The sequence below is a fragment of the uncultured Draconibacterium sp. genome, from assembly GCF_913063105.1.
In the GTDB taxonomy this organism is placed as follows: domain Bacteria; phylum Bacteroidota; class Bacteroidia; order Bacteroidales; family Prolixibacteraceae; genus Draconibacterium.
Genome location: NZ_CAJXYQ010000019.1, coordinates 64474 through 77417 on the forward strand (window position 1 = coordinate 64474; position 12944 = coordinate 77417).

At 40.6% G+C, this 12944-nt stretch carries 10 protein-coding genes; 6 read left to right on the forward strand and 4 right to left on the reverse strand.

Features of this window, described 5'->3' with window-relative positions; all coding sequences use genetic code 11:
• Positions 1–20: 20 nt before the first annotated feature.
• The 3 genes from QZ574_RS16240 to QZ574_RS16250 all read left to right on the forward strand — a co-directional run bounded on the left by QZ574_RS16240 (position 21) and on the right by QZ574_RS16250 (position 3726).
• Positions 21–1103: a helix-turn-helix transcriptional regulator gene (locus QZ574_RS16240; RefSeq protein ID WP_297091451.1), complete on the forward strand. Its 1083-nt coding sequence runs from the start codon at positions 21–23 to the stop codon at positions 1101–1103.
• Positions 1104–1323: 220 nt separating this feature from the next.
• Positions 1324–3267, forward strand: a complete 1944-nt coding sequence (locus QZ574_RS16245) for a cytochrome c biogenesis protein CcdA (RefSeq protein WP_297091453.1) — start codon at positions 1324–1326, stop codon at positions 3265–3267.
• A 6-nt stretch (positions 3268–3273) separates the two neighbouring features.
• Positions 3274–3726, forward strand: a complete 453-nt coding sequence (locus QZ574_RS16250) for a protein-disulfide reductase DsbD domain-containing protein (RefSeq protein ID WP_297091455.1) — start codon at positions 3274–3276, stop codon at positions 3724–3726.
• A gap of 9 nt (positions 3727–3735) precedes the next feature.
• On the opposite strand, the gene QZ574_RS16255 is transcribed toward QZ574_RS16250, so the two are convergent.
• Together QZ574_RS16255 and QZ574_RS16260 are read right to left on the reverse strand one after the other, a co-directional pair.
• Positions 3736–3954 (reverse strand): hypothetical protein, encoded by a 219-nt coding sequence (locus tag QZ574_RS16255; protein WP_297091457.1) that lies wholly within the window; start codon positions 3952–3954, stop codon positions 3736–3738.
• A 238-nt stretch (positions 3955–4192) separates the two neighbouring features.
• Positions 4193–7006: a M16 family metallopeptidase gene (locus QZ574_RS16260; protein WP_297091459.1), complete on the reverse strand. Its 2814-nt coding sequence runs from the start codon at positions 7004–7006 to the stop codon at positions 4193–4195.
• Between the two features lie 170 nt (positions 7007–7176).
• Here QZ574_RS16260 and QZ574_RS16265 point away from each other — a divergent pair, with 170 nt between their 5' ends.
• On the forward strand, positions 7177–7800 hold the full coding sequence (locus tag QZ574_RS16265; protein WP_297091461.1) for an isochorismatase family cysteine hydrolase: 624 nt from the start codon (positions 7177–7179) through the stop codon (positions 7798–7800).
• Between the two features lie 70 nt (positions 7801–7870).
• On the opposite strand, the gene QZ574_RS16270 is transcribed toward QZ574_RS16265, so the two are convergent.
• Positions 7871–9163: an aminotransferase class I/II-fold pyridoxal phosphate-dependent enzyme gene (locus QZ574_RS16270; protein ID WP_297091463.1), complete on the reverse strand. Its 1293-nt coding sequence runs from the start codon at positions 9161–9163 to the stop codon at positions 7871–7873.
• 278 nt (positions 9164–9441) lie between these two features.
• On the opposite strand from QZ574_RS16270, the gene QZ574_RS16275 reads away from it, so the two are divergent.
• The gene (locus QZ574_RS16275; RefSeq protein ID WP_297091465.1) at positions 9442–11757 is read left to right on the forward strand and encodes a CotH kinase family protein; all 2316 of its coding nucleotides are present in this window, start codon (positions 9442–9444) and stop codon (positions 11755–11757) included.
• 23 nt (positions 11758–11780) lie between these two features.
• Here QZ574_RS16275 and QZ574_RS16280 read toward each other — a convergent pair whose 3' ends face one another.
• Positions 11781–12200 (reverse strand): hypothetical protein, encoded by a 420-nt coding sequence (locus QZ574_RS16280; protein WP_297091467.1) that lies wholly within the window; start codon positions 12198–12200, stop codon positions 11781–11783.
• A 108-nt stretch (positions 12201–12308) separates the two neighbouring features.
• Here QZ574_RS16280 and QZ574_RS16285 point away from each other — a divergent pair, with 108 nt between their 5' ends.
• Positions 12309–12908, forward strand: coding sequence for a beta-phosphoglucomutase family hydrolase (locus QZ574_RS16285; protein ID WP_297091469.1), 600 nt, complete (start codon positions 12309–12311; stop codon positions 12906–12908).
• Positions 12909–12944 lie beyond the last annotated feature (36 nt).

A 12944-nucleotide genomic window follows, 5' to 3' on the forward strand; every position in this document is an offset into this window, starting at 1 on the left:
AGTAAAGCAAATAAATTCAGATGTTGCTCAAAAAACTGATTTATATATTTATACTCAGCTTAACCGTCGGTTCTGCATCTGCTCTTGAAATTAGTGGCAAAATTAAACTCACCGATCGTTGGCAACCTAAAGTATTTCTGGCACTGATTAATGCACCCGAAGATCTTTTTGTGGCTTCGCCTGATTTTATTATTGCTGAAACATTTATTCAGCCCGACGGTAGTTTTGTGCTAAACACGCAAACAGTTCCTGCAGAGTATATGTTTTATCGCCTGTACCTGGTGCGCGGAAATAATTCGCTGGTAGAATTTAGCGCAGCAGAAAACAAAAACTATTTTCATTTGCTCTTAAATCGCGATTCTAGTGTGGAAGTGTTGGCAAAGACCGAAAATAATTCCTTAGTTGTTGAAGACTTAAGTGGGAGTGAAGCCAGTAATGCAATTCTTGATTTCGATATAAAGTATCGCGAACAAACAAAACTTTTGTCGGGGCAGCTTACCAAAGCAAAAAGCAGCTTCTTAACGCAGGAACTTGAAGCGTTTATTCATTCCTTTGTAAAAAACAGTAAAAATCCTTTGGTTGGGCTTTATGCCCTATACCACATTACCGATAAGGAAACCGATTTTTTGCGTCAACGCGATTTCTATTTCTATTTCGAAAAAAGGTTAGCCGACGCACTTCCGGCTACAGCTTATAACGACGCCTATTCTGAATTGCTGGAAGAACTGGTTGGGTTCAGAGATTTTGTATGTGAAATGCCAGGTGTACAACCCAAATGGAAAGACTGGTTGTTGTTGGTTGAAGCACTGGTAATTTTTATCCTTCTTGGTTTTACGTTTGTATTTTATCGAAAATACCTGGTACTTAAAAGAACTGAAAGCCAATCGTCAGGAAACCTGATATCGGTTTACGAAGGTTTAACCTTAAAGCAACAGCAAATATTAAGTTTGCTTGCTGCCGAAAAAACAAATAAGGAAATTGCAAACGAATTATTTGTTGAGCTGAGTACAGTAAAAACACATATCAATAATATTTACAGACACTTAGGTGTTGCAACGCGAAAAGAAGCCGTTGCTTTCTATCGCAGGGTGAAAGGCAGCTGATTGGGGTCTAGACCCTATTTCAAACCTGCATCATCCAAATTTTGTTAAACAGTAGTTCGTACTTTACTGTTCTGAGAAATATATTTGTAAAAAAACGATACCATTATCCCATAAAAAGACGTTAAAAACGGATGTCTGAAAAATATTTCTAAACTAGTTCATCCTGTTTGCCCGGTTGGTTGTCGTATTAAAAACAGATAAAAACATAAATTAGCATACAATGAAAAAAGTACTGTTTACGCTTTGTTTAATTACAGCTGCCTGGCTTGCGTCGGCACAGCTTGTTGAGCCGGTTAAGTGGAGTTTTGCTCAAAACAAAATTTCAGCCAATGAATTCGAGCTGGTTTTTACAGCTAAAATCGAAAAAGGTTGGCATATGTATTCCACCGATTTACCGGAAGGTGGCCCTATAAAAACCAGTTTCTATTTTGAAAAGGTGGAAAACGTGGAGTTAATTGGCGAACCTACTCCCGACAAAGAAGTTACCGAAGAGTTCGACAAATCGTTTCAAATGGATTTGCGCTGGTTTTCGGATGAAGTAAATTTTACGCAAAAAGTTAAAGTTGCAGGTGCCGGAGAAATTACCGGCTATGTTGAATTTATGAGTTGCAACGACGAAACCTGTACGCCCCCTATGGAGGCAACATTTTCGTTTGACCTTTCAGGAGCTGCCAATACAGAAATTGCAGAAGCCAAGCCTGAAGCAAACAGCACTGCCGGTGGAGAAACACGTGATTACTGGAGTATCTTCTTTCTGGCGTTTTTAGGTGGTTTGGCAGCTTTGTTAACACCCTGTGTGTTTCCAATGATTCCGATGACGGTAAGCTTTTTTACCAAACAAAGTAAAACCAAGGCCAAAGGTATTCGCAATGGTATTTGGTATGGCATATCTATAATTTTAATTTATGTGATTTTAGGTACGGTTGTTACCGCTGTTTTTGGAGCAGAAAGCTTAAACAGTCTGTCAACCAATCCATGGTTTAACCTGTTTTTTGCCTTGCTGCTTTTTGTTTTTGCCTTCTCGTTTATGGGAGCATTCGAAATTATATTACCCAGCAGTTGGGTAAATGCGGTAGACCGCAAAGCTGACAAAGGAGGCCTGATTGGTATTTTCTTTATGGCTTTTGCTCTGGCACTGGTTTCGTTCTCGTGCACCGGTCCAATTGTAGGTGCGCTAATTGTTGAAGCTGCCCGCAGCGGAGGTCTGGCTCCGGTAATTGGTATGTTAGGCTTTTCGTTGGCACTGGCAATTCCATTTGCCTTGTTTGCTGCCTTCCCTGGATGGTTAAACTCGCTGCCAAAATCCGGTGGCTGGTTGAATTCCGTAAAAGTTGTTTTAGGTTTTCTCGAATTTGCATTTGCCTTTAAATTCCTGTCGATTGCCGACATGGTACTCGACCTGCACATCCTCGAGCGCGAAGTTTATATTGCCATTTGGATTGCAATTTTCTTAGGTCTGGCGCTTTATCTGTGGGGCAAAATCAAATTGCCGCACGATTCGCCACTAACACACCTGCCGGTTTCCCGGTTTATTTTAGGAACCATGGTAATGGCCTTTGTTATTTATATGATTCCCGGATTGTGGGGAGCTCCCGTGAAATTAATCAGTGGATTTCCGCCACCGGTTGATTATGCTGAATCGCCATTAGGTGTTGGCCGAACGCAACCTGCAGGTGCAGTCGCAACGGGCCATTCATCAGGGACAATGACACTGGGTATGCACATTGGCCCACATGGCATCCCGTTATTCGACGATTATGACGATGCCCTGGCCCATGCCAAAGCAACCGGAAAACCCTTACTGATTGATTTTACCGGAAAAGGTTGTACCAACTGCAGAAAAATGGAAGACAATGTTTGGGTTGAACAGGAAGTGAAAAATATGTTCCTCGAGGATTTTGTGGTGGTTTCGTTATATGTTGATTTAAAAACAAAATTGCCTGAAGAGGAACAGTACATTTCGGAAACAACCGGAAGAAAAGTGAGAACGATTGGTAACAAATGGACCGATTTTCAGATATCGAGATTTAATAGAAATACGCAACCCTATTATGTGATTCTTGACGCCAACGAAAAACAGGTAGGCGAGGGCTACGGTTACGATCCCCATGCCGATGATTTTATTGAATGGTTAAACGAAGGATTATCAGAATTTAAAAAATAGAAAGAAATGAAAAAGCTATTATTCGCTTTAGGATTTGTAGTGCTTGCAGCTTTTGCCCAGGCCCAAATGATTGAGCCGGTAAAATGGGAGTTTGAACTGAAACCCTTAAAAGGTGCCAATCAATATGAAATTGTGGCAACAGCAAAAATCGACATGGGCTTTAAGTTGTACGGCGTAAACATGGCAGAAGGAGGCCCGGTAAAAACTTCGTTTAATTTTGAAACTATGGAAAATTGCAGGAAGTTTGGAAAACCGGTCGAAATCACTCCATCGAAAAAAATGCACGATAAGATGTTCGATATGGAAGTAACTTATTTTAAAGATAAAGCAACCATCTCGCACAAAGTATGGGTAACCGAAAAACCTGCTAAAATTTCGGGTTACATACAGTGGATGAGTTGCAACGACGAAATGTGCACACCCCCAACCGATGAAGAATTTGAGTTTGTGATCGAGTAAAATCGTTCGCTATTCAGCTATTTTAAAAATAGTAATTGCACTAAGGCCGGGAGCGAAAAGTTTCCGGCCTTTACTTTTAATGTAGGGTGTAGGGCTTAACCAAACGTTTAAGGCCCAAAAGTTGTCCTGGCGATGCTTAACCAAACGTTTAAGGCGCGAAAGTTTGTCGCGGCAACGTTTAACCAAACGTTTAAGCGGTGAAAATTTGTCGCGGCAAGGTTTAACCAAACGTTTAAGCAGTGAAAGTTTGCTCCGGCAAGGTTTAACCAAACGTTTAAGGCTTCAACGGAAGCCCGGAGGTGTTTAACCAAACGGTTATGCCCCGGAAAGTTTTTTTACCGATAACCAAACGGTTATGCCCCTGAAATGTCTTTTTATTTAAACATTTAATCTGATTTGTTCTTCAAAAAAAAAGTCCATGATTATCAAAAACCATGGACTTTCTTATCTTTTATCAATACTTTATCTATTCAACTTTTTTAGGTAAAAACACCACATCAACCACATCGGCATTGCTGTAAAAATTGTCCGTAAATTTTTGCATTTGTCCGATAGTTAAACCATCTAAAATTGCATCGAAATTTTCGGCCGCATCGCTGTTATAACCGTGGTAATATTTATTATAAAGTGCGTTTAGCCAGTATTTGTTATGCTCTTTGGCTTGTGCACGTTCTTTCTTCATGTTTAAAATAACTTTGTCCAGGTCTTCCTGGGTAGGGCCATTTTCAACAATCTTTTCAATTTCGCGGAAAATAATTGATTTCAGGTGATCTGCTTTTTCAGGATCAGTATCAAAAGTCATTTGTAAGGTTTTACGCTCGTAAGGATACTGGTTTGATGAGGAGCCTACGCCAACCCCGTAAGTCCCACCTTCTTTTTCGCGTACTTCTTCGGTGTAACGCAAACGCAGAATACCTTTTAATACTTCCAGCTCAATATTGCTAAGGGGAGTATAAGCCAGTTCCTTACGAATAAGAATATTTACATTACCCTTTTCGGTTTGTAGGGGTACTTCAATTTTCTTTTCGGTTTTACCTTCAGGCATACGTACTTTATGGTCAACCCATTGTTCTTCGCCCGGAAGGTCTTTTAACGAGCCAATATACTTTACTGCCATTTCTTTGGCCAGGTCTTCCTCAATATTACCCACAATAAAAAAGGTAAAGTCGCCAATATCTTTAAAACGGTCGAGGTACAGTTCCTGCATTTGGTCGAAGGCAATTTCATCAAACATGTTGGCCGACATTAGTTTTGTACGCTCGTGATAAGCGGTTGCAATTAACGATAGCGAGTCGCTCATAATCTTTTTAGGATTATTGGCCATGTTTTGCAGGAAGGCTTCGTAACGGCTTTTCAGTGCACCATAAGCTTCTTCATCAAAACGAGGATTGTTAAACTGCAGGTACAGCAACTGCATCATGGTTTCAAAATCTTTAGGTGTACTGGCACCGCTAAAGCCTTCGGTGAGCTCGCCCAGCTGTACGTTTACACTGGCTTGTTTTCCGGTTAATACTTTTTTTAGTGCAATGGCATCAAAATCGCCAACACCGTAACTTCCCATAAAACCGGATACCATGCTTGCCGCCTGCAAATCGTCGGTTCCAAAAAGCGAACTTCCCCCCGGACTATAGGCGCGCAGGGCTACTTCGTCTTTTTCATAATCGGCATGTTTAAAAATTACTGTAGCATTATTGGCCAGTTTCCATTCTACAGCATCCAGTTCTTCCAGTTTTTTTGTTGATATCACCTCGGCTCCCGGCAATTCGCCTTCAACCAGCGATGCAGCTTCCGCAGAATCTTCATAAGGTGCAATTTCTGCATTTTCTACTTCGTTTAAAATGGCAAAGGCTTCTTCCTGTGTCAGGTGTTTGGCTCCCGACTCGGGGCCTGTAATTACTATTGCACGGTTTTTATCTACTATCATTTCGCCGGCCAAAGCATTTACATCAGCCAGGGTAATGGTTTCCAGAATAGCTTGCCCGAATTGCCAGTCGAATTCGGCATCGGTTAATGGTTCGCCCTCAAGGTAGTAGGCCTGAATACCACGAACATACTGGTCGTTTGTAATTTTATCGCGTTGTTTGTAATCGCTTTCCATTGAGGTGAGCAGGTTTACTTTCGCACGGTTTAATTCGCCCTCGGTAAAACCATGGCGTAGTATGCGTTGCGCTTCGGTGTAAACAGCGCGCAGGCCTTCATCTTCTTTATCCGGATTAGCAGTTGCAGTAATGTATGCAGCATCGTAGCCACGAACAAAACCACCAATTTGTATCCCTCCGTTTATAAATGGCGGGTTTCCTTTTTGAAGTAACTCAGAAATACGCTCGCGGCTCATTTGGTTGAACAGGGTGCTGATATAGTCGTCGCGCAGGTAACCAATGTTTTTATTTTCGCGAGCTGTTCCTTTGTGTTTAATATAAATTGAAATACTTGAATTTGTTGCTTCTTCGTCGGTTGCCAATACAAATTTTGTTTCGTCGTGTTCAGGTATTTCAAATTGCGGGCGTGGTTGGGCATTCTCTACGGCCGGTATTTTCGAGAACAACTCTTTTACTTTTGTTTCCAGTGCGTCAACATCAATATCTCCAACAATAGCAATGGCCTGCAAATCGGTGCGGTACCAGTCGTGGTAAAAAGCACGTAAGGTTTCATAGTCGTGGTTTTTAATCACGTCCAAATCACCAATTACATCACGTTCGGCCCATTTCGATCCCTCAAAAACCACCGGAAACCATTGGTTACGCATGCGGAACCCGGCATTGCGGCGCGTACGCCATTCTTCCGAAATTACACCACGTTCAAGGTCAATTTCTTCGTCGCTTAACAAGAGGTAATTCGACCAGTCGTTTAATACTAATAGGCACGAGTCAATCAAGCCTTCGCGGGTGGCAGGCACATCACTCAGGTTGTAAACTGTTTCGCTAAACGATGTGTAGGCATTGATGTTTCGGCCAAAAGCCACGCCGTTTTTTTCCAGGTAATCTAAAAATCCTTTACCCGGATAATGTTCGGTACCGTTAAAGGCCATGTGCTCCAGAAAGTGAGCCAGCCCGTTCTGATTGTCGTTCTCCAACAGGGCACCTACATTTTGTATCATATAAAAACTAACCCGCTCTTTGGGTTCTTCGTTATGACGGATAAAATAGGTCATTCCGTTCTCTAACTTTCCTGTTCTGATAGCCGGATCAACCGGTACTGCCTGGTTGAGCATGTCTTGAGCCGATACAAAAAACGGCGCAATCAACATGGTGGCCAGCAGCGTTAATACAATTCTTCTCATATTTTCTTTTTAATAGTTCGTAACTGAACTGTGTTTGATTTTATTTACTCAGTATGTATTGTTATGACAATCAGAATTACATAAAGGATGAAAATAAACATTTTTTTTTTTGAGAAAGAATTAATTTGATAATGAATTTCTCCTAATTTTATAGAACAAAAGCATATAACATGAACCATTCGGATATTATTTTTTGGAATGTAGATACCCAGATTGACTTTGTTGAACCCAAGGGAAAGCTCTATGTGGAAGGAGCAGAGTTGCTAAAACCTACCTGGAGAAAACTAACACTTCTGGCCAAGCAGAAAAAGTTTAAAGTGGTTAATACAGCCGATTTTCATTATCCAAACTCGGCTGAGTTATCGAAGAATCCGGATTTTATAAACACTTTCCCCGAGCACTGCATGGCTGATACCAAAGGGGCCGACTACATTTGGGAAACACAACCTGAGGTTTCGGTGGTTTTTGATTGGGATAAGCACTATTTTACACTTGACAATGCGAGGTCGTTTCGGGAGATTGTTATTAGAAAGGATGCATTTGATGTATTTGCCGGTAACAAGTATACCGATGAAATTGTAAAATTGCTCGCCCCAAAAACAGTAGTGGTTTACGGGGTTACCACCAATGTATGTGTGGATTTTGCCGTTGTGGGACTGGCAGAAAGAGTTGAAAAGGTTATTGTTATTGAGGATGCAATTAAAGAATTACCCAATATCTCCTTGCCTTTTGAAAACTGGAAAAAGTTGGGAGTGCAGATGATGAGTTTTGAGGAGTTGGCACAACAATTTTAAAAAAAAGCACAGATTACGATAATCATCTTTTGTTGTTTTGAACAATTACCGTAATCTGCGTATTTGAATATTATTTTTTACAATCGAGACAAGCATTGTAAATCCCATCAAACATAGCTTTCACATCAGTGGCAGCTACCGCCGAGAAAGCAATTCGAAGTACATTACCCAAAGCAATGAGGCCAATACTGTATTTGTTAATTAAAACCTGGCGCACTTCTTCGCCGGTTAATCCCTCGGCTAACTGTACACACATAAAATAGCCCGAATTATAAGGGATGGCAGTAAAGCACTCTTTATATTTTTCATCACTTAATGCTTCTTTCACCGCATCGTAGCGTTTTTGCATAATGTGGTATTTGGCCTCTTTCTGGTCGGCGTATTCTTCGCTTTGGAATGCCGAAAGTAAGAGCGATTGTGAAATATTTGCAGCATTTGAAATATTTCCACGAATGGCTCCGGCAGTTTTCGATTCCAGTGCACTGTATAGTTCTGCATCGCCACCTTTAATCCCGTAGGTCATAAATCCAACACGGAATCCCCAAACGTAGTCTTCTTTGGTTGCGCCATCAACTTTTACAGCCAAAACATTTTTGTGTAACTGGCTTAGCGGCGCAAAAATACTTTCAGTAGCAATTCCTTCTTCGTAAACCAAGCCAAAGTAAGCATCGTCGGTTATGGTTACAATTTTATTACCGGCCTCTGCCGATTTTTTTATGATAGCAACAATTGCATCCTGTTCCTCAACTGTTGGAGTATAACCCGATGGGTTGTTAGGGAAGTTCAGAATCAGGATTTTTTTGCCAATTGCACCTTCGTTTAATTTACTCTCGAATGCTTCAAGGTCGAATGCTCCATCTTTAAAAAGATTGAATTTGCCCAGCGAACAACCATAGGCATTTGTAAGCGTTAAATTATAGTTGCCCCAAAACAGGTCGGGAACAATTATCTCATCTCCGGCATCGGCAAACATATACCCGGCCATGCTTATGCCATGGGTAAGCGCATTGGTAACCACCGGCAGACTCAGTTCGGTGCCCGCCAACGATGGATTCTTTTCGTAAATCATGCTTTTCCATTTTGCACGAATGTCGGGACGTCCGAAACTTGGGGCATAAGGAAATACCAGTGCCGGATCCAGATTGATCTTTGAAGCCACAGCTTCCAGCCGCATTGGAGTTCCATCATCCTCGATTGCGGCTCCAATGGTTGCATTAATTTTGGTGCCTTTAGCTTCCGCTGTTTGGCCTAAAATGCCCTTTTTCGGAAAGAAAATACTTTTTCCTCTTTCCGATAGCAGTTCAAATACGGTAGTACTTTTTGCTTGAATAATGCTGTTAAGTTCAGCAGCCTGTGGATTCATAATCAATAAATTTGTCTGTTGTTAATGGCTTGCAAGATAACGAAACCACGAATTAAAACCGTTGTTTTGTTAACAAGTTGATTTCATTTTTTATAAAATGCTAACATTTTGAAAGTTTACTTCCTCCGACATTGTTAAATGAAAACATCGTAGCCGATAAAATGGGCTCGCAACCGTTCAAATAGAGTTCATGTTTCTATAACTTCCTATCTAACTTTAATTCTTTTATGGCAGGTAATAACATTAGTTTTAAATTTGGGCGACAAAAAAGATAAAAGATGAGGTTTTTAAAGTTTATCGTTGCTCTGTTTATTCCATTTTATTCCGTTGCACAAGATTTCCAATCGGAATATCATTATTCTGAAGATAGTAGCAGGTTAATTCGGGGCGGATTGCCCGCTAGTGGTTTGTACGACCTCTCGGAAATAAAAACCGCCGAACTGATATTTGAACAAGATGATTATTGGAGTCAGTTAAAAGATAATTATTATACCGAAACACCAATTGTAGCCACATTGAAATATGATGGCAAATTGGTGGGTGAAATAGGGGTGCGTTTCAGGGGAAATACTTCTTATCGGTCTAATGCTACTTCGCAAAAAAAATCATTTAAGTTAGATATTGATTTCGTTGATGATGAGTTAAGGCTGGGAGGATACAAAAACCTACGCTTTAATAATGCACATGCTGATCCGGCCTTTATGAAGGAGCTTTTGTATGGTAAACTGGCTTCGGCTTATGGACCCATTGCCAAAGTAAATTATATTCGGTTGTTTATCAATGGAGTAGATTGGGGACTTTATTTAAATGCTCAGCACCACGATAAAACTTATTTGGAAGAATGGTTTCTGAGTAATGATGGGGCATTTTTTAGGGGAGATGAGCCCGATGAGAATAAGTCGGTTAGCTGGGAGGGGACAAGTGCCCTCAACTATCTTGGAGCAGATACGTTGGCGTATCAAACTTACTATACCTTAAAATCAAGCGATATCGACAGTTCGTGGCAATATTTGGTAAAGGCATGCGAGGTGCTAAATAACGCAACAGCCGAAAACTGTAGTATTACCGGGCAGTATTTTAACATTGACCAGATTTGCTGGTTTTTGGCAGTTGAAAATATTTTTACCGATGAGGACAGTTACATTCAAAAAGGTAAAATGGATTATCTTATTTACATTGATGCAGAGACAGGTTTGTTGCAGGCAATGGAGTATGATGGCAATGAAACTTTTCAAACTGATCATGCTTTTCATCCCGCCTGGAAACCTTTTAAAAATGTAGATAATGAGAATTATCCACTACTTAATAAATTGCTTGTAATTCCAAAATATCGCCAGCGTTATCTTGCACACTACCGCACAATTCTATCTGAAACATTAACTTCTGAAAACGTAAATCCATTAATCGATAGTCTGGATCTGAAAATTCGTGACCTGGTTGCCAATGATAACAAAAAATTATACACCACCGAAGAATATTTTGAGGCGGTGGATGACTTGAAAATCTTTGTAGATAGGAGACATTCTTATATGGTTTACAATTCAGAAGTACAACAAAAGGCTCCTGTGATTGATACGGTGATGCTGGTAAATAGCGAAAACATTCCATTGGCAGGCAATCCCGTATCAGTAATTGCCAGTTTAGGTGAAGGAGTTGAGGAAAGTGAATTGAATTTATATTATTCGTCGGGAATGGTTGGCCGTTTTAACCAGGCGCCCATGTTTGATGACGGAGAACATGATGATGGTCTGGCTGGTGATGGAGTATACGGTGGTGAAATCCCGGGAATGCCTGGCGGTGTAATGGTACGATACTATGTTGAAGCAGTTGCAGCTAATTCGGCACGTACGGTTTCCTATTATCCGGCAAAGGCTGAAAACGATGTTTTTGTTTACAATGTAATGCATCAGGTTGGAGAAAATGGCGTGGTAATTAACGAATTGATGGCAAGTAACTCGGAAACCGCTACCGATGAAGAAGGAAAATATGAAGATTGGGCAGAGCTTTATAATAACAACGATTTTGATGTCAACCTGGGCGGCTATTTTTTAACAGATGATGCGACCAGGCTTGATAAATGGCAGTTTGCAGAGAACATTATAATTGAAGCAAAAGGATATCTTATTGTTTGGACTGATGATGAGGAGGAAGACGGACCTCTGCATACTTCTTTTAAACTCTCTGCTGCCGGTGAAACATTAATCCTTTCGGACAATGACTTAAATATTGTTGACCAGGTTGATTTTGGGGAGCAAAGTAGCGATATTTCATTTGCAAGGTATCCTAATGGTACGGGAGACTTCAGAACACAAACACCCACTTTTAATGAAACAAATGGGGAGCTTACGGGATTGGTGGATAATATCAAATTAAATAAAAAGAGTTTCCTTGTTTATCCAAATCCGGTTAACGAAACCTTATACCTGCGCAGCTTGAATCAGGCAGAATTGAATACCGTGGAAATTTATAATTCAATTGGTGAAAAAATGGTTATGGCAACAGGTGATAACGCAATAATAAACGTAAAAGATTGGCCTTCGGGGCTATATGTAGCTATTTGCGGAGGCCAAAGGCAGAAGTTTATAAAGAAATAGAAGTATTTGGCAGGAACGGAAAGCTAAATTCCCCTAACGGCTCCAACAACAATAAAAAAACCAAGCAAAGCCACGAGCCCCGACAAAATAGTAATAAGCCGGTAATGTTTCTTGTTTAGCCAGTCGAGCACCAGGGCAAGGAGCGCCAGAACCGCTGAAAAAATAAAACACAGGTAGGCTGGTAATAGTTGTTTTTCAATGGGAGCTTCGTTAATAATTTCGTCGTGCAGTTCTTCACTTAATATTTCTTCCGGAGTGAGCAACTGTCCCGGGGCAAGATAATCGCCTAAGACGATGTATACAGAAAAAATCCCGAGCATCACAAGAAATCCCAGGCCAATCAGTCGAAAAGTTTTTTTATTTTCCACCCAACCGTAAACAAGCCCAAACAAAGCCGCAAAAACAATCCATTGCGGAAACGTATACAAAAAAACTTCAGTCATCGATTATTAAATTAGTTGAAACAAAGGTTAAAATTTTTCTTAAATGTAGAAAGCGCTTTGTGTGTAGAGTTTGTAAAAGCTTACTTTCGCTGTCAATAAATTATTAGAATGCAAAAATTAGAAATAGACCCAAAAGCCAAAGGATTAATATTTGATCTTGACGGAACACTAGCCGATACCATGCCGGTACATTTTGTTGCCTATCAAAAAATACTGGGGAAATACGGTGTTGATTACTCCGCAAAAATGTTTCTTTCGTTAGCCGGAGTGCCTGCAGTTGAAACCATTGAAAGGATAAATGAGGTTTACGGTACCGATTTAAATGCAAAGGAAGTAGGACACGAAAAAGAGGCAGAATACGAACGTATGATGCACCAGATGAAACCCATTGAGCCGGTTATTGAATTGGTAATGAAGTACCATAAACAGCTTCCGATGGCAGTTGGCACCGGAGGTTACAAACGTTTGGCTTTAAAAACACTTGAAATTATTGGCTTAAAAGATTACCTGGATATTCTTGTGTCGGCCGATGATGTAAAACACCCGAAACCTCATCCTGAAACATTTTTACAATGTGCAGCACAAATGGGCGTGGCACCGGCAGATTGTCAGGTATTTGAGGATGGTGAACCAGGAATGGTTGCTGCTCGTTCGGCCGGAATGATTGCCACACTTGTTACCGAATATTATGATGTTTTTAAGGCATAAAAAAAGGTAAAAATTTAGTACCAGACCAAGTTCTTA

Coding starts and splice junctions, on each gene's coding strand:
- QZ574_RS16240 (WP_297091451.1), top strand. CDS start 21: ATGTTGCTCAAAAAACTGATTTATATATTTATACTCAGCTTAACCGTC.
- QZ574_RS16245 (WP_297091453.1), top strand. CDS start 1,324: ATGAAAAAAGTACTGTTTACGCTTTGTTTAATTACAGCTGCCTGGCTT.
- QZ574_RS16250 (WP_297091455.1), top strand. CDS start 3,274: ATGAAAAAGCTATTATTCGCTTTAGGATTTGTAGTGCTTGCAGCTTTT.
- QZ574_RS16260 (WP_297091459.1), bottom strand. CDS start 7,006: ATGAGAAGAATTGTATTAACGCTGCTGGCCACCATGTTGATTGCGCCG.
- QZ574_RS16265 (WP_297091461.1), top strand. CDS start 7,177: ATGAACCATTCGGATATTATTTTTTGGAATGTAGATACCCAGATTGAC.
- QZ574_RS16270 (WP_297091463.1), bottom strand. CDS start 9,163: ATGAATCCACAGGCTGCTGAACTTAACAGCATTATTCAAGCAAAAAGT.
- QZ574_RS16275 (WP_297091465.1), top strand. CDS start 9,442: ATGAGGTTTTTAAAGTTTATCGTTGCTCTGTTTATTCCATTTTATTCC.
- QZ574_RS16280 (WP_297091467.1), bottom strand. CDS start 12,200: ATGACTGAAGTTTTTTTGTATACGTTTCCGCAATGGATTGTTTTTGCG.
- QZ574_RS16285 (WP_297091469.1), top strand. CDS start 12,309: ATGCAAAAATTAGAAATAGACCCAAAAGCCAAAGGATTAATATTTGAT.